Source organism: Rathayibacter sp. AY1D9 (assembly GCF_002932395.1).
Classification (GTDB): Bacteria; Actinomycetota; Actinomycetes; order Actinomycetales; family Microbacteriaceae; genus Rathayibacter.
Map to the genome: position 1 here is coordinate 17886 of NZ_PSVQ01000011.1, position 16812 is coordinate 34697.

Here is a 16812-nt window from a genome sequence, read left to right on the forward strand (position 1 = left end):
GTCACGGCAGCGGTCCGTCGACCAGCACGAGGGTGAGGTCGTCGAGCCGCACCGTCTCGGGCCGCGCCGACTCGAGGTAGGCGGACACGCGCGGATCGACGGGGAAGCGCGCCGACCGCTCGATCGCGATGGCGACGATCCCGGCGGACGACGGATCGGTCGTCACTCGGTCGCCGATGTAGGGCACGTAGACGCCCGAGGACATGCCCTGCGCGAGGACCAGGCCGCCGTCGAGGCCGCGCTCGCGCAGCACGTCGGCCACCCGCGCGATCCCGGTCGGCCGCTCCTGGGCGATCCCCGCCGAGGTGGCGATCGCGATCACGAGGGAGGCGGCCAGCAGCACCGCGCCGGCGCCGCGGGCGAGGGGTGCGGGCAGCACGATCCCGCCGCGCAGTGCCTCCGCGATGCCGATGCCCGCCAGCGCGCAGAGGAGCCACGCCCACGCCGCGTAGTAGTGCGGCAGCGCGACCGAGCTGATCGCCAGGTGGAACACGAGGAGGAGCAGCGTCGCGGCGCCCAGGTAGAGCACCAGCGCGCGGCGCCTCGGAGCGAGCAGGGCCAGCAGGGTCCCGAGGAGCAGCACGGCGAGCGCCGCCGGCCCGATGCCGACGACCATGAACCAGAGGTTCGCCCACCACGGAGGGAAGACGTACGCGGTCCCGGCGACCTCGATCAGGTGGCCGTCGGCGTTGTGCTCGGACTGGAACTCGAGCAGGTACCGGATCGCCTCGACCGGGTGCACCGGCAGGTAGGCGAGCACCCCGGTGACGACGAACGCGACGGAGAGGGCGAGGCCGCCCCGCAGAGCCCGGGCCCTGCTCCCCGACCAGAGCAGCGGCAGCAGGAGCACGGGCGCGAGGACCGCGGTGGTCAGCTTCGAGGTGACCGACAGCGCCAGCAGCGCACCGGCCAGTGCGATCAGCCAGCCGCTCCGCCTGCCCGGCGAGGCGCGCGACCAGGTCCACGCCGCCGCCATCGCCGCGACGGCGAAGAGCACCATGAACGGCTCCAGGAGCGCGAGGCGGTCGATCCGGGTGCCGGCTCCCACTGCGGTGCGCGGGAGGAGGAGGAACAGGCCGGCCGGGACGAGCGCGAGCGTCGGGCCGAGCTCGCGCCGGAACCAGAGCCAGAGCACCACCCCGGTGAGGAACGCGGCCGCGCCGGCGGCGATCCTGCCCGCGAGCAGCCCCTCGCCGAGCAGCACCTGCGCGAGCCCGATCAGGTACTTCGCCGTCGGCGGATGCTCGAGGTTCGCGCTCACGTCGCCGTGCAGGTAGTCCCACCCCGCGGCGAGGTACACGGGCTCGTCCGACGAGATGTTCGCCGCTCCGAGGTTCCCGAAGCACTGGTAGAGCCCCCACAGCACGGTCCCGATCAGAGCCGCCCGCTTCACCCGCCCGATCCTAGGCGCCGGTGCCCGCACCGCTCCACCGGAGGACCCGGGCCCCGGCGACCGCGGCGGGTAGGATCGACGCGCATCCCGTCCCCCTCCCCTGGAGCCTCCAGCACATGGCAGACAGCCGCACCGCCGTTCCCGACACCACTGCGAACGCGGAGGCGACGCCCGAGCGGGAGCAGCCCTACGCGGCCCTCGGACTCAAGCCCGACGAGTACGCGAGCATCCGCGAGATCCTCGGCCGCCGCCCCACGAGCGGCGAGCTCGCGATGTACTCGGTGATGTGGAGCGAGCACTGCTCCTACAAGTCGTCGAAGATGTACCTCCGCCAGTTCGGGCAGAAGGTCTCCCCCGCCATGAAGAAGAACCTCATGGTCGGCATGGGCGAGAACGCCGGAGTGGTCGACGTCGGCGAGGGCTGGGCCGTCACCTTCAAGATCGAGAGCCACAACCACCCGAGCTACATCGAGCCCTTCCAGGGTGCGGCGACGGGGGTCGGCGGCATCGTCCGCGACATCATCTCGATGGGCGCCCGGCCGGTCGCGGTCATGGACGCGCTGCGCTTCGGGGCGATCGACGACCCCGACACCGCGCGCGTGGTGCACGGCGTCGTGGCCGGCATCTCCTTCTACGGCAACTGCCTCGGCCTGCCGAACATCGGCGGCGAGACCTACTTCGACTCCGTCTACCAGGGCAACCCGCTCGTCAACGCGCTGGCCGTCGGCGTCCTCCGCCACGAGGACCTGCACCTCGCGAACGCCCGCGGTGTCGGCAACAAGGTCGTGCTGTTCGGGGCGCGCACCGGAGGCGACGGCATCGGCGGCGCGTCGATCCTCGCCTCCGACACCTTCGCCGACGGCGGACCGACCAAGCGCCCCGCGGTGCAGGTCGGCGACCCGTTCGCCGAGAAGGTGCTCATCGAGTGCTGCCTCGAGCTGTTCCGCAAGGACCTCGTCGAGGGCATCCAGGACCTGGGCGCCGCGGGCATCTCGTGCGCCACCTCGGAGCTGGCCTCCAACGGCGACGGCGGCATGTTCATCGAGCTCGACTCGGTGCTGCTGCGCGACCCCTCGCTCACGGCGGAGGAGATCCTCATGTCGGAGTCGCAGGAGCGGATGATGGCCGTCGTCACGCCCGAGAAGCTCGACGCGTTCCTCGAGGTCGTCGGCAAGTGGGACGTCGAGACCAGCGTGCTCGGCGAGGTCACCGACTCCGGCCGCCTCATCATCAACTGGCACGGCGAGGAGATCGTCAACGTCGACCCGCGCACCGTCGCGGTCGACGGCCCGGTCTACGAGCGCCCGATCGAGTACCCCTCCTGGCTCGACGCGCTGCAGGCCGACTCCTCCTCCCGCCTGCCCCGCTCGACCGGCGGCGACGCGCTGCGCGCCGAGACCCTGGCGCTCCTGGGCTCGGCGAACCTCGCCGACAAGAGCTGGATCACCTCGCAGTACGACCGCTACGTGCTCGGCAACACCGCGCTCAGCTACCCCGACGACGGCGGCATGGTCCGCGTCGACGAGGAGTCGGGCCTCGGCTTCGCGGTCGCGACCGACGCGAACGGGCGCTGGTGCCAGCTCGACCCGGCACAGGGCGCCCGCCTGGCGCTGGCCGAGGCGTTCCGCAACGTCGCCGTCACCGGAGCGACCCCGGTCGCCGTCTCGGACTGCCTCAACTTCGGCAGCCCCGAGAACCCCGAGGTGATGTGGCAGTTCCGCGAGGCCGTGGGCGCGCTCGCCGACGCCTGCCTCGAGCTCGAGATCCCCGTCACCGGCGGCAACGTCTCGTTCTACAACCAGACCGGCGACGTGCCGATCTTCCCGACCCCGGTCGTCGGCGTCCTCGGCGTGATCGACGACGTCGCGCGCCGCATCCCCTCCGGCTGGCAGGACGAGGGCGACAACCTCTACCTCCTCGGCACCACCCGCGACGAGCTCGACGGCTCCGCGTGGGCCGGCACCATCCACGACCACCTCGGCGGGCTGCCCCCGCAGCTCGACCTGGCCGCCGAGCGCGCGCTGGCCGAGCTGATCTCGGCGGGCGCGAAGGAGTCGCTCATCGCCTCCGCTCACGACCTCGCCGACGGCGGGCTCGTGGTGGCGCTGGCCGAGTCGGCGCTGCGCTTCGGCGTCGGGGCGCGCATCTGGCTCGACGAGCTGATGGAGCGCGACGGCGTCGACGCGACGGCCGCGCTGTTCTCGGAGTCGACCGGCCGCGTGCTCGTGTCGGTGCCGCGCGAGGACGACGTGAAGTTCCGCGGGCTCTGCGAGGGCCGGGGCTACCCGGTGCTGCGCATCGGCGTGACCGACGCGGCGACCCCCGCGGTCGAGGTGCAGGGCCTCTTCACGCTGCCGCTCGACGAGCTGCGCTCGGTGAACGGCGCCGTGCTGCCGCGCCACTTCGGCTGAGCCTCCGGGCGATCCGAGTCCGCAGGAGTCGCGGTGGTCGAGCTGGACCACCGCGACTCCTGCGGTACCGGTCAGCTCCGGAGTTCCGTGATTACGGAATATTTGCAATAGTGGAGGCATGACCTCCTCCCGAGACCTCGCCGGCGAGGTCGACGAGCTCCGAGCGCGGCTGGACCGCCTCGAGCGCGCCGACACCCCCGCCGCGCCCGCCGCCGACGATCCGCTCTGGGCCCTGACCGCTCTCCGCGAGCGCCTGCCCTCTCCCGGCGGAGTCGTCTTCGCCGGCTCGGTCGCCACTCCGGCCGGCCCCGTCGAGTGGCAGTACGGCCTCAGCACCGACGCGTTCTTCGAGCGCGACTGGGGAGCGAGCCCCGGGCCGACCGCGCTCGCCGCGCTGGGCAGCCCCGTGCGTCTGCGGTTCCTGCAGGCGGTGGCCGGCGGAGTCGAGACCGTCGCGCAGCTCGCCGAGAGCGAGGGCGCGGGCACCACAGGGCAGATCTACCACCACGTCAACCAGCTGGTCGCCGCCGGCTGGCTGGAGGCGCGCGGCCGCGGCCGCTACGGCGTTCCGCCGGAGCGGCTCGTCCCCCTGCTCGTGATCCTGCTCGCCTCCGGAGGACCCCGATGACCCGCCGCCGCCTCGCCCTCGCCGCCGCCTCCGCCGCGGCCGTCGTCCTGCTCGGCGGAGTGCTGCTCCGCCCCTCCGCTCCCACCCTCTCGACCGAGGCGACCGGCGACGCCGAGATCGCCGAGTGGCTCCGGACCGACGTCGGAGACGGCGCGCGGAACCACCTCGTCGCCGCCGTGATCACGCCCGACGGCGTGCGCTATGGCGGACTCGGAGCCGACGAGCGGACCGAGGTCGAGATCGGATCGGTCACGAAGACGATGACCGCGCTCCTCCTCGCCCGGAACGCCTCCGAGGGGACGGTCGGGCTCGAGGACCCCGCCGCGGAGCACGCCGACGTCGGCGGCTTCACCGGGACGCTCGAGGAGCTGGCGACCCACCGCTCCGGCCTGCCGCGCCTCCCCACCGGTGTCGGCGACCTCGCCTCGACGCTGTTCGCCCAGCTGCGCGGCACGGACCCCTACGCGGGCTGGTCGGCCGACGACGTCCTCCGGCAGGCCGCCGAGGCGGACCAGGGCGAGCACGTGCACGCCTACTCGAACCTCGGTGCGGCGGTGCTGGGCCAGACGCTCGCCCGCGCCGAGGGCCGCGACTACGCCGACCTCCTCCGCGAGCGCGTCCTCGCTCCGCTCGGGATGACCGCGACCTCCGTCCCGGAGACCGCGGACGCCCTCCCCGCCGACGCGCCGACCGGCTTCTCGGCGAGCGGGCGGTCCGTCGACGCGTGGACGATGGCGGGCTACGCGCCGGCGGGCGGCGTCCGCTCCACGGCGGCGGACATGGCCCGCTACGCGCAGGCCCTCCTCACCGACGACCCCGCGCTGGGGGTGCCCGCGGCGAGCGTCCTGGATCCGCGGTTCGATGCCGACGGGGCGCGGATCGGCCTCGGCTGGTTCACCTCGGAGTCGGAGGACGGCGGATCCGTCACCTGGCACAACGGAGGGACCTCCGGCTACTCGACGATGCTCGCGATGGACCGGGAGCGCGGCGTGGCCGTGTTCGTCAACGGGGACACGGCGAGCTCGGTCGACGAGCTCGGCCTGCGCCTGCTGGAGCGCGCCGGGGAGGAGTCGTGATGGTCGCCTCGATCCTCGTCCTGCTCGTCGTCGCGTTCACCGTCGGCCGCTTCGCCCTGGGGAGCGTCCCCCAGCGCCGGGCAGCCGGGCTCCTCGACCGCGACCGCGTCCGGACGCTCGCCCGCGGGGTCGAGGCCGTCGCCGTGCTGCTGCTCGGGCGGGCACTCGTCGACTGGTCGGCGCTGACGCTGCTCCCCTGGGCCGTGCTGGTGGCTCTCACCGCGGCCGGGGCGGCCGGCGCCGTGCTGCGCTGGGGCGGGCTGCCGTGGTTCGAGGACCCGGCGCGCCGCCGCTCGCGGACGACCGGGCTCGCGGCGACCGTCGCCGTGTCGGCGGTCCTGATCGGCGTCCTGGGCTGAGCGCCGCGCACGTGCCGTCGGATCCGCGCCTTCCGCGGTGGTCGCGTGCTGCTGCGAGGCGGGAGGAGTGGCGGCGGGCGCGGGCGGGAGCGGCGTCAGCCGGTCTGCGCGGGGAGGTCGTCGGGCTCGGCGTTGTCGAGGACGCGGCCGTTCTGGTCGCCGACGCTCAGGACGGTCGTCGGGCGGAGGTTGAGGGTGTCGCCGCCGTACAGGCTGTCGATGTCGACGCCGTCGCGGCGCACCGAGTTCAGCGCGGAGAGGTAGTCGGAGCTGATGCAGAACCGGTCCGCGATCCGCTCGCTGATGTCGCCCGCTGCCACCAGGTAGGAGGCCGGGGCGCCGTCGGAGGCGGTGCTCGCCGTCCCGGTCGCGCCGACGCGGGTGCCGCGGTCGCGCACGCGCTCGAGGTCGACGCCGTCGAGCGTCCCCTCGTCGAGCGCCTGGACGACGCACTCGCCCGAGACGTCCTCGACGGGTGCGGGAGTGGTCGAGACGCTCGGCACCGGCCGCGGCGTGGACTCGGCTCCGGCGGCGGGCGGTGCGGTGGAGGCGGTCGGCTCGGCGGGTGGGGCGGCGGGGCTCGTCGCCTCCGCCGTGCAGCCGGCGAGCAGGACCACGGCGGAGAGGGCGATCACGAGGCGCTGCGTCGTCCGGACCATTCCGCGACTCTAACCCGGCACCCGGGCGGCCGGGCGCCACCGCGCCCAGCGGGCTGCGGGCGATCCGGTCGAGGCCGCTGGACCCGGCCGACGCGCAGGCCCGAGGCGGGGCGCGGGGTGGCCCCTGGACGGCGCGCCCCCGATTGACCTCCCCCGTCGATCGCACCCATGCCGAGCACCTGTTGGACACGCGGCCCGAACCGGAGTCGACTGGGACCATGCAGTACACGCACCTCGGCCGCACCGGCCTGTCCGTCTCCCGCACCGTCCTCGGCACCATGAACTTCGGCATGCAGACCGAGGAGTCCGACTCGTTCGCGATCATGGACCGCGCGCACGAGCTCGGCGTCAACTTCTTCGACACGGCCAACGTGTACGGAGGCGAGGCCGGCCGCGGCGCCACCGAGGAGATCGTGGGCCGCTGGTTCGCGCAGGGCGGCGAGCGCCGCGAGCGCACCGTCCTCGCGACCAAGGTCTTCGGCGACATGGGCGAGTTCGCCGCTCCCGGAGCCGAGCGCGGCCGCGACTCCTGGCCCAACGGCGGCCGTCTCTCGGCGCTCACCCTGCGCCGCGCGCTCGACGAGAGTCTCCGCCGCCTGCAGACGGACCACATCGACCTCTACCAGTTCCACCACGTCGACCGGACGACTCCCTGGGACGAGATCTGGCAGGCGATGGAGGTCGCCGTCCAGCAGGGCAAGGTCCTCTACGTCGGCTCCAGCAACTTCGCCGGCTGGCACATCGCCCAGGCGCAGGAGGCGGCGCGCGCCCGCCACTTCACCGGCCTCGCCTCCGAGCAGTCGATCTACAACCTGCTCGTCCGCGACGTCGAGCGCGAGGTCCTGCCCGCCGCGCTGCACTACGGGCTCGGCGTCATCCCCTGGTCGCCGCTGCAGGGCGGACTGCTGGGCGGCGTGCTCGAGAAGACCGCGGAGGGCGGGCGCCGCTCCTCCGAGCGCACCCTCGCCGCGATCGAGGAGCACCGTCCCGCGCTCGAGCAGTGGGAGGCGTTCGCCCGCGAGCGCGGCGAGGCGCCCGGCGAGCTGGCGCTGGCGTGGCTCCTCCACCAGCCCGCCGTCACCGGTCCGATCACCGGGCCGCGGACGCTCGAGCAGCTCGAGAGCGCCGTCGCCGCCGTCGACATCACCCTCGACGCCGAGGCCCTCGCGCGCCTCGACGAGATCTTCCCCGGCCACCGGGCAGCCCCCGAGGACTACGCCTGGTGACCACCCACCCCACTGCGAAGGAGCATTCATGAAGCAGCGCACTCTCGGCGACCTCAAGGTCGGCGCGATCGGACTCGGCGGCATGCCGATGTCGATCGAGGGCCGCCCGGACCGCGAGCGCTCGATCGCCACGATCCACGCCGCCCTCGACGCCGGCGTGACCCTGATCGACACGGCCGACGCCTACCACCTCGCCACCCAGGACGACCTCGGCCACAACGAGCTGCTGATCGCGGAGGCGCTGCGCAGCTACGGCGGCGACACCTCCGCCGTGCTCGTCGCCACCAAGGGCGGCCACCTGCGGCGCGAGCCCGGCCCCTGGGACCAGGACGGCCGCCCCGAGTACCTCAAGGAGGCGGCTTGCGCGTCCGCGAAGCGCCTCGGCGTCGACGCGATCGGCCTCTACCAGTACCACCGGCCCGACCCGGCGGTCCCCTACGCCGACTCGATCGGAGCGCTGGCCGAGCTGCTCGACGAGGGCGTCGTCCTCCGAGCGGGCATCTCGAACGCCGACCCGGACCAGATCCGCGAGGCGCACGGCATCCTCGGCGAGCGCCTGGTCTCGGTGCAGAACCAGTTCTCGCCGTCGTTCCGCTCCAGCGAGCCGGAGCTCGAGCTCTGCGCCGAGCTGAAACTGGCGTTCCTGCCGTGGAGCCCGCTCGGCGGCATCTCCTCGGCGGGCGAGCTCGGCTCGCGCTACTCCGCGTTCGCGGCGGTCGCCGAGGCCCGCGGCGTGACGCCGCAGGTCGTCTGCCTCGCCTGGGAGCTGGCGAAGGCCCCGGTCGTTCTGCCGATCCCGGGCGCCTCCCGCCCCGAGAGCATCCGCGACTCCGCCACGGCGGCCGACCTGGATCTCACGCCCGAGGAGTTGGCCTCGCTCGACTGAGCCCGTTCATGACAGAGGAGGGATCCGGTCGAGGCACCGGTCCGACGCGCATCGCGGGATCTCGGCGCTGGTCCCTCCTCCGTTGCGAGCACGATCCGGCTCAGACCGCGTCCTGCAGCGGCTGCGGGAGGGCCGAGACGAACGCGCGGGCCGCGGCGCTCGGCCGTTCCGGCACCGCCACCATCGTCCGCCACACCAGGAGCGGATCGGCGAGCGCCACCGCCCGCAGCCCGGCCGGGCGCTTCTCGGCGAAGTGCGCCGGCACGACCGCGATCCCCATGCCGTACTCGACCAGGTCGAGCAGCGTGTGCACGTCGTTCACCTCGAGCTCGACCTCGAACGCGAGGCCGTGCGCCGCGAACGCCCGCGCCGCGAGGTGACTCGCCGCCCAGTGCTCCTGCAGTCCCACGATCGTCTCGCCCGCCAGGTCCGGGATGCGGCAGCCGACGCGGCTCGCGAGCGGGTGACCCGGGCGCACGAGCACCGCGAAGCCCTCGCTCGCCAGCGGCATCGTCCGCACGCCGCCCGGCACGGCTCCGATGTCGGCGACCAGCGCCAGGTCGAGGCGGCCGGCGGCGACGGAGTCGAGCAGCGTGCCGGACCCCTCGTGGATCAGCCGGAGCGCGACTCCCGGGTGCTGCTCGCGGAAGTTCGCGAGCTCGCGCGGCAGGTGCACGCCGCCGAGGCACTCCTCCGTGCCGACCGCGAGGCTCCCGCGGAGCACCCCCTGCACGGCGAGAACCGCGTCGCGGGCGGCGAGCGCGCTGGCGACCGAGCGCTCCGACTCCGCGAGCATCGCCCGACCGGCCGGCGTCAGCTCGACCCGGCGCGTGCTGCGGGTGAAGAGGGGGCTGCCCAGCTCGCTCTCGAGCGCGCGGATCGACGCCGAGAGGCCCGACTGCGAGATCTGCAGTGCGCTCGCGGCGCGGGTGAAGTGCTGCTCCTTCGCGACGGCGAGGAAGTGTTCGAGCTGACGCAGTTCCATGGGTCCATCCTCGTCGCGCGGGCGGAGGAGCGGGGACCGGACCAGACACTCTCCAGCGGCCGCTCGGCCTGCCTGTGCGGAGCCGGCCGTCGGGTACGGCGGCCGCCGTCGCGAGAGCCGGCCCGGCTCAGGCGTCGGCGGACGAGATCGCGAGGACGATCGCCGTCAGCGTCGCCCGCAGGCGCTCGAGCGACTCGGGCTCCGACTCGTCCTCGAGGATCGACTGCTTGACCGCGTCGTCGTAGCCCGCCACCAGCAGGCGCACGGCCGTCGTCGGCTCGAGGGAGAAGTCGCGGCGCACCTGGCGCAGCGCACCGTGCACGATCTGCACGAGCGAGGCGTCGAAGCCGGCGCGGAAGTCGCGGTACTGCGGAGCGATCCGCGGGTCGCGCAGCGCGAGCAGCTCGAACTCCGACTCGACCACGCACCAGCGGCGGTTGTCGGTGGCAGGACCCTGGAGGAAGTCGAGGATGACCACGGCCAGCGTCTCGGCCGTCAGCGGCTCGTCGGCCGAGACGACGCGCGGGATCGTACGGTCCATCTGCTCGACGAGGGCGGTCACCCGGGCGCCGTTCTCCCGCTCCATGAGCGCGAAGAACAGCTCCTCCTTGGTGGAGAAGTTGGAGTAGAAGGCGCCGCGCGAGAACCCGGCGCGCTCGCAGATCTGCTCGACGGACGCGCTGTGCACGCCGGTCTCGGCGAAGACGTCGTAGGCCGCGTCGAGCAGGCGCTCGCGGGTGCGGCCTCGGCGGGAGGTCTCGGGAGGGGTGGAGTCGATCGCCGTCATCACCAGCCTCCTGCCCGCCCTGTCAACACCTTCGACGCCGTTCACCTTATCCGATACATTCACGTATCGAATACGGTCCTGTATCGGATACGCTCGTGTATCGGAGCCCGGCTCCGCCCTGGTACAGAGACGTATCGCCACCCTCCCCACCCATCGTCAGGAGACCGCGTGTCGTCGCTGCTCTACCGTCTCGGTCGTCGCGTGTACCGCGCCCACCGCCTCGTCGCCGTCCTGTGGCTGCTGATCGTGGTGGCGGGCGGAGGAGGAGCGCTGCTGCTCAACCAGGGCACCGACAACACGTTCTCCATCCCGGGCACGCAGTCGCAGACCGCCCTCGACCAGCTCGAGCGCACCTTCCCCCAGGTCAGCGGCACGTCCGCGCGGTACGTGGTCGTCGCGCCCGACGGAGGCAGCGTCCAGGACGCCGACGTGAAGGGCCCCGTCAGCGACGCGGTCGCCGCGCTCGGCGACGTCGACGAGGTCGCGGCCGTCACGGACCCCTACTCCGACAGCGTGTCCGGCACGATCTCCGACGCTGGGAACGCCCTCGTCATCACCGCGCAGATGGACGGCTCCGCCACCACCACGAGCCCCGAGAGCCGCGACGCGCTGAAGGCCGAGGCGACGACCCTCCAGGACGCGCTGCCCGCCGGCTCCGTGGTCTCGCTCGGCGGCGATCTCTTCGCCCAGAACCTCCCCGGCGTGACCATCACGGAGGCGATCGGCCTCGTGGTCGCCCTCGTCGTCCTCGTGCTCACCTTCGGCTCGTTCCTGGCCGCCGGCATGCCGCTGGTCACCGCACTGCTCGGCGTCGCCCTCTCGATGTCGGCCATCTTCATCGCCACCCGCTTCGCCTCGATCTCCTCGACCACGCCGCTCCTGGCGCTGATGCTGGGCCTGGCGGTCGGGATCGACTACGCCCTCTTCATCATCAGCCGCCACCAGGACCAGCTGAAGCAGGGCATGGACCCGGAGGAGTCGACCGCGCGGGCGACCGCGACCGCGGGCTCCGCCGTCGTCTTCGCGGGCCTGACCGTGATCATCGCGCTCGTCGGCCTCTCGGTCGCGGGCATCCCGTTCCTCACCACGATGGGCGTCGCAGCGGCGGGCGGAGTCGCGATCGCCGTGGTCATCGCGCTCACCCTGACCCCCGCCCTCCTCGGCTTCGCCGGCGCGCGGCTGCGCCCGAAGGAGCGCCGCGCGAAGAAGAAGGCCGCGAAGGCCGCCGCCGCCGCGGGCACCCACGTCGACACCGAGGCGCACGAGGAGGCGGCGACCGCCTCCCCCGGCGGCCACGTGCACGCCGAGGTCCCGCGCGGGTTCTTCCGCGGCTGGGTCCGGGTCGTCACGCGCTTCCCGATCGTGACGATCATCGCGGTGATCGGCGTGCTCGGCGTCGCGAGCATCCCGGCGCTCAGCCTCCGCCTCGCCCTGCCGGACGCCGGCTACCAGGCCGAGGGCACTCCCGCGCGCACCACCTACGACCTGCTCGCCGAGAACTTCGGCGCCGGCTACAACGGCCCGCTCATCGTCACCGGCACGATCATCGGCTCGACCGATCCGCTCGGCCTGATGGACGACCTCAAGGGCGAGATCGAGAAGCTCGACGGAGTCGCCTCGGTGCCGCTCGCGACGCCCAACGAGACCGCCGACACCGGCATCATCCAGGTCATCCCCGAGGGCGGCCCCGACTCCGAGGCCACCAAGGCGCTGGTCGCCGAGATCCGCGACAAGCACGACTACTTCCAGCAGGAGTACGGCGTCGACCTCGCGGTGACCGGCCAGACCGCGGTCGGGATCGACATCTCGGACACGCTCGCCAAGGCCCTCCTGCCGTTCGGCCTGCTCGTCGTGGGCCTGTCGCTGGTGCTGCTGACGATGGTGTTCCGCTCGCTCTGGGTGCCGATCAAGGCGACGCTGGGCTACCTGCTGTCGGTCGGCGCGTCCTTCGGCGCCGTGGCGGCGGTGTTCGAGTGGGGATGGTTCTCGGACGCTCTGCACGTCGACAAGACGGGCCCGATCATCAGCTTCATGCCGATCATCCTGATGGGCGTGCTCTTCGGCCTCGCGATGGACTACGAGGTGTTCCTGGTCTCGCGGATGCGCGAGGACTACGTGCACGGGAGGCCGGCGCGCGCCGCCGTCGAGTCGGGCTTCGTCGGCTCGGCCAAGGTGGTGACGGCCGCCGCGGTCATCATGTTCTCGGTCTTCGCCGCCTTCGTGCCGGAGGGGGACACCAACATCAAGCCGATCGCGCTCGGGCTCGCCGTGGGCGTCTTCGTCGACGCGTTCATCGTGCGGATGACGCTGGTGCCCGCCGTGCTGCACCTGCTCGGCGACCGCGCCTGGCACATGCCGCGCTGGCTCGACCGCGTCCTGCCGTCCTTCGACGTCGAGGGCGAGGGCCTCACGAAGGAGCTCGCGCTGGCCGACTGGCCGGAGCCCGGATCCACCGACGTGATCGCGGCCGAGGACCTCCGCCTCGACGGACCCGACGGTCCCGTCTACAGCGGCGTCTCGCTGCGGGTCGCTCCCGGCTCCTCCCTCGTGGTCCACGGGCCGCACCGCTCCGGCCGCACCGCGCTGCTGCTGAGCATCGCCGGTCGGCTCGCCCCCGACTCCGGGCGCCTGAAGGTCGCGAGCCTGGTCGTGCCGATCCGCTCCGCCGCCGTGCGCGGCCGGGTCGGGCTGGTGCGCCTCGCCGGAGCCGCCGACCCCGTCGCCGACGTCCGGTCGGCCCTGGAGTCGGCTCCGCCGATCCTGGTGCTCGACGACCTCGACACGGTCACCGACCCGCAGCTGCGCGGCGCGATCCGGGCCGAGCTCGACGCCGCCCGCGCCGCCGACGACGCGTTCACCGTGGTCGCCTCCTCCGTCGACGCCGAGGCGCTCGACGACCTCCTCCCCTCCGACCGCGGCGTGCTCGCGGTCTCGCCCGCGGCCGAGCGCCGCGCGATCGCAAAGGTCCTCTGACAGATGGCTCTCCTCTCCCTCGAACGCCCCCGCGGCGTCAAGAAGGTGTCCTGGCTGACCCTTCTCGGGATCGTCCTGGTCCCCCTCGTCATCGGCGGCCTCCTGGTGTGGGCGCTGTGGAACCCGACCGAGCGCCTCGACACGATCACGGCCGCCGTGGTCAACGAGGACACCCCGGTCGAGATCAACGGGCAGACCGTGCCGCTCGGGCGCCAGCTCGCGGCCGGCCTGGTGACCGGCGGCTCCGACTCCGCGAGCTCGGACGCCCCCTCCTCCACCCCCTCGGCGAGCGCGACGCCGTCCGCGAGCACGACCCCGGTGCCCAACGTCTCCGGCTCGGACTCGACGGGCAACTTCACCTGGGTCCTCACGGACAAGGACGACGCCGCGAAGGGCCTCGCCGACGGCAGCTACGCGACCGTCGTGACGATCCCCTCCTCCTTCTCCGCCGCCGCCACCTCGTACTCGGGCGACGCCGCGGAGGCGACGAAGGCGACCATCGACATCGCCACCAGCGAGAAGGCCAAGCTCGTCGACGACGCCATCTCGGCCACCGTGACCAGCACCGCCACGTCGCTGCTCAACACGCAGCTGACCACGGCCTACCTCGAGAACGTCTACGTCGGCTTCAACACCCTCAACGAGCAGATCGGCCAGGCGGCCGAGGGCGCGGGCACGCTCGCCGACGGCGCCGACCAGCTCGGCACCGGCGCCTCCACCCTCGCCGACGGCACCAGCAGCCTCGCCGACGGGATCGACGAGCTCGCCTCCGGCGCCTCCTCGCTCTCGGACGGCGTCGGGCAGATCGGCACCGGAGCCTCGTCCCTCGCCGACGGCGTGGGGCAGCTGGGCACCGGAGCCTCCGACCTCTCCGGCGGAGTCGCGCAGCTGGCCACCGGTGCGCGCGGCCTCTCCGGCGGAGTGGGACAGCTCGCGACGGGCGCCCGCGACTCGGCGACCAAGGCGACCGCGCTGCAGGGCGGCGCCTCCGACCTGGCCGACGGGCTCGACCAGCTGAGGGAGGGAGTGGTGAGGACCGGCGACGGGACCCAGCAGGTCGCCGCCCTCAGCGCCGGCGCCGCCGCCGCCACCGCGGGGACCTTCGAGGCGCTCAGCGCCGCGCTCGAGGGCTGCGAGACGACGCAGTGCCTCGCCGCGCGCGCCGTCATCGCCTCGGCGGACGGACCCACCGGCGCGACCACTCTCGCCACGACGACCGCGGGAGCCGTCGCCGGGATCGACGCGGGCATCCGCCTCGGCGGCGACGGGCAGCCCTCGCTGATCGACGCGGTCGGGCAGTCCGCCACCGGCGCGCGCACTCTCTCGGGGGGCATCGGACAGCTGTCCGGCGGCCTGACGCAGCTCGCCGACGGCGCGGACGACGCCGCGGGCGGAGCGTCACAGCTCGCCGACGGCCTCGACACCACGGCGGCCGGGTCCGCGCAGCTCGCGACCGGCGCCACCACCGCCGCGGCCGGCGCCCGCGACCTCGCGACCGGCGCGACCACCGCCGCGGGCGGTGCCGCCGACCTCGCCACGGGAGCCTCCTCCGCCGCCGACGGAGCCGACCAGCTCGCCGACGGAGCGAGCGGGGTCTCGGACGGCGCCGTGCAGCTCGCCGACGGCACCCGCACGCTCGCGACCGGCCTCGACGCCGCCGTCGCGCAACTCCCGACCTACACCGAGTCGGAGTCGACGAACCTCGCCGACGTCGTCTCGGACCCGGTCGAGAACGCGAGCAGCGCGACCGACCTGTTCGGAGCCTCCAGCGTCCCGTTCTTCGCGACGATCGCCCTCTGGCTGGGCGCCCTCGCGACGTTCCTGGTGCTCGCGGCGTTCTCGCACCGTGCACTCTCCTCGACCCGCTCCTCCGCGGCGCTCGCCCTCTCCTCCTACGTGCCGGCGCTCGTGATCGGCGTGGTGCAGGGACTCGCGGTCGCGATCGTGATGAGCGGGGTCGCGGGCCTGGAGGCGGGCCGCTGGGTCGGCTTCGCCCTCCTGGCGATGCTCACCGGCGCCTCGTTCGCCGCGGTGAACCAGGGGCTGGTCGCCCTGCTCGGAGGGATCGGCCGCTTCCTCGCGATGGTCGCGGCGGTGATCGCGCTCGGCGCGGGCATCATCTCGACGGTCCCCGGGCTGTTCGACGACGTGCTCGGGTTCCTGCCGCTCTCGGCGGCGCAGAACGCGCTGTCCGGAGTGGTCGAGGGCACCGACGGCACGGCCGGCGCCGTCGTCGGCCTGGTGATCTGGCTGCTGTTCGGCCTGCTGCTCACCGTCGCCGCGATCGCCCGCCGCCGGGTCGTCTCGGTCCGCGCCCTGCACCGCACCGCGGAGGCGTAGGCCGCGCCTCGCGCCACTCCTCCCCCGAACCGGGGACGGGTGGCGCGAGGATCGCGCCACCGCCGCGCCTCTCCGGGCGACCGGCCCCGGCCGGGGCTAGCCTGACGCGATGGAGTCGGAACCGATGGCGATCCGGACGCGACGGGTGTACGGCCCGTCGGTCCTGCGGCGCCTCCGCGCCCTCCTCCTGCGGCTCCTCAGCGCCGGCCTCGCGGCCGTGCTCATCCCGTTCGCCGTCCTCGCGGACCGCCGCGGCGTCCTCGACGAGTCGGTACTCGCGCTCGGCCTCCTCGCCCTCACCGTCGTCATCGGACTGGCCTCGGCGGTCTCGCTCTTCGTCGCCTCCCCCACCCGCGTGATGACGACCGAGACGCAGGTCGTGCTGATGCGCGGCCGTCGCCGCCGCGAGCAGTGGCCCCGCCGGTCGGTCCGCTTCCTCGAGTCCGCCGACGGCGACGGCTTCGTCGCCTGGTGCCGCGGCGACGGAGTCGAGGTCCGCTGCGCGCATTTCCGCCCGGAGGACCTCGCCGCCCTGCTCGCCGACCTCGGCGCCGCCGCCCGCGTCCGCGACGCCCTGCCGCCCGCTCTGGCCGGGCCCGCCTCGGCCGTCCGCTTCCGGCCGCACCGCGCTCCGCTCCAGCGCCGGGCGGTCGCCCTGGTCGTCGTCGCCACGGAGGCGTTCGCCGCCGGCGTCCTGGCCGTCGCCCTCGCGGGATCCCCGTCGGGCGACCGCGCGCAGATCGCGCTGGGGGCGGTCGTCGTGGCGCTCTCCCTCCCGCTCGGGCTGGTCGCCGCGCGGCTGGCGCTGCGGCCCGGGCTGCCGGGCTCGATCGTGGTGTCGGAGTCGGCCATCCAGATCGACGGGCTGATCTTCCCGCTCGAGGCTCTGCGCTCGGTCGTCGCCTCGAGCCCGACGGGGAGCCATAGCCTCCGCCTGACCCTCACCGAGACGAACGGCCGCATCACGGAGGTCCCCCTCGGGCTGCGGGTGCCGACGCTGCGGCGCGACCAGCTCTTCCCCGACTACCCGCTGCTGCTCGGCGTGCTGCGCGAGCGCACGGCGGGGCTGCTGCGGATCGAGGGCTGAGC

General features: G+C 73.8%; 13 protein-coding genes. 9 read left to right on the forward strand and 4 right to left on the reverse strand.

Features of this window, described 5'->3' with window-relative positions:
* Window position 1 precedes the first annotated feature (1 nt).
* A complete protein-coding gene (locus C5C50_RS06660) occupies window positions 2-1393 on the reverse strand; it encodes a glycosyltransferase family 39 protein (RefSeq protein ID WP_181133898.1) in 1392 nt (463 codons plus the stop codon).
* A 116-nt stretch (window positions 1394-1509) separates the two neighbouring features.
* Here C5C50_RS06660 and purL point away from each other — a divergent pair, with 116 nt between their 5' ends.
* The 4 genes from purL (at window position 1510) to C5C50_RS06680 (ending at window position 5867) form a co-directional block, all read left to right on the forward strand.
* Window positions 1510-3804, forward strand: coding sequence for a phosphoribosylformylglycinamidine synthase subunit PurL (gene purL, locus C5C50_RS06665; protein WP_104234263.1), 2295 nt, complete (start codon window positions 1510-1512; stop codon window positions 3802-3804).
* 118 nt (window positions 3805-3922) lie between these two features.
* On the forward strand, window positions 3923-4432 hold the full coding sequence (locus tag C5C50_RS06670) for a helix-turn-helix transcriptional regulator (protein ID WP_104222749.1): 510 nt from the start codon (window positions 3923-3925) through the stop codon (window positions 4430-4432).
* Window positions 4429-5508 (forward strand): serine hydrolase, encoded by a 1080-nt coding sequence (locus C5C50_RS06675; protein ID WP_104273143.1) that lies wholly within the window; start codon window positions 4429-4431, stop codon window positions 5506-5508. Before C5C50_RS06670 ends, C5C50_RS06675 begins: the two co-directional genes overlap by 4 nt.
* On the forward strand, window positions 5508-5867 hold the full coding sequence (locus C5C50_RS06680; protein WP_104273144.1) for a hypothetical protein: 360 nt from the start codon (window positions 5508-5510) through the stop codon (window positions 5865-5867). Before C5C50_RS06675 ends, C5C50_RS06680 begins: the two co-directional genes overlap by 1 nt.
* A gap of 95 nt (window positions 5868-5962) precedes the next feature.
* Here C5C50_RS06680 and C5C50_RS06685 read toward each other — a convergent pair whose 3' ends face one another.
* Window positions 5963-6526 carry a hypothetical protein gene (locus C5C50_RS06685; protein ID WP_104273145.1) on the reverse strand — a complete coding sequence of 188 codons (564 nt, stop codon included), beginning with the start codon at window positions 6524-6526 and terminating at the stop codon, window positions 5963-5965.
* A gap of 218 nt (window positions 6527-6744) precedes the next feature.
* Between C5C50_RS06685 and C5C50_RS06690 the strand changes: the two genes are divergently transcribed.
* On the forward strand, window positions 6745-7752 hold the full coding sequence (locus tag C5C50_RS06690) for an aldo/keto reductase (protein WP_104273146.1): 1008 nt from the start codon (window positions 6745-6747) through the stop codon (window positions 7750-7752).
* 28 nt (window positions 7753-7780) lie between these two features.
* Window positions 7781-8638, forward strand: a complete 858-nt coding sequence (locus C5C50_RS06695; protein WP_104273147.1) for an aldo/keto reductase — start codon at window positions 7781-7783, stop codon at window positions 8636-8638.
* Between the two features lie 100 nt (window positions 8639-8738).
* Here the strand turns inward: C5C50_RS06695 and C5C50_RS06700 are convergent, their stop codons facing one another.
* Both C5C50_RS06700 and C5C50_RS06705 read right to left on the reverse strand, forming a co-directional pair.
* Complete coding sequence (locus C5C50_RS06700) at window positions 8739-9623, reverse strand: LysR family transcriptional regulator (protein ID WP_104247471.1); 885 nt, start codon at window positions 9621-9623, stop codon at window positions 8739-8741.
* A 127-nt stretch (window positions 9624-9750) separates the two neighbouring features.
* Window positions 9751-10410, reverse strand: a complete 660-nt coding sequence (locus C5C50_RS06705; protein WP_104247472.1) for a TetR/AcrR family transcriptional regulator — start codon at window positions 10408-10410, stop codon at window positions 9751-9753.
* Window positions 10411-10578: 168 nt separating this feature from the next.
* Here C5C50_RS06705 and C5C50_RS06710 point away from each other — a divergent pair, with 168 nt between their 5' ends.
* The 3 genes from C5C50_RS06710 (at window position 10579) to C5C50_RS06720 (ending at window position 16810) form a co-directional block, all read left to right on the forward strand.
* Window positions 10579-13383, forward strand: coding sequence for an MMPL family transporter (locus C5C50_RS06710; RefSeq protein ID WP_104273148.1), 2805 nt, complete (start codon window positions 10579-10581; stop codon window positions 13381-13383).
* 3 nt (window positions 13384-13386) lie between these two features.
* Window positions 13387-15723 carry a YhgE/Pip domain-containing protein gene (locus C5C50_RS06715; protein ID WP_104273149.1) on the forward strand — a complete coding sequence of 779 codons (2337 nt, stop codon included), beginning with the start codon at window positions 13387-13389 and terminating at the stop codon, window positions 15721-15723.
* Between the two features lie 109 nt (window positions 15724-15832).
* Window positions 15833-16810, forward strand: coding sequence for a hypothetical protein (locus tag C5C50_RS06720; protein WP_146085868.1), 978 nt, complete (start codon window positions 15833-15835; stop codon window positions 16808-16810).
* The last annotated feature ends 2 nt before the right edge of the window (window positions 16811-16812 follow it).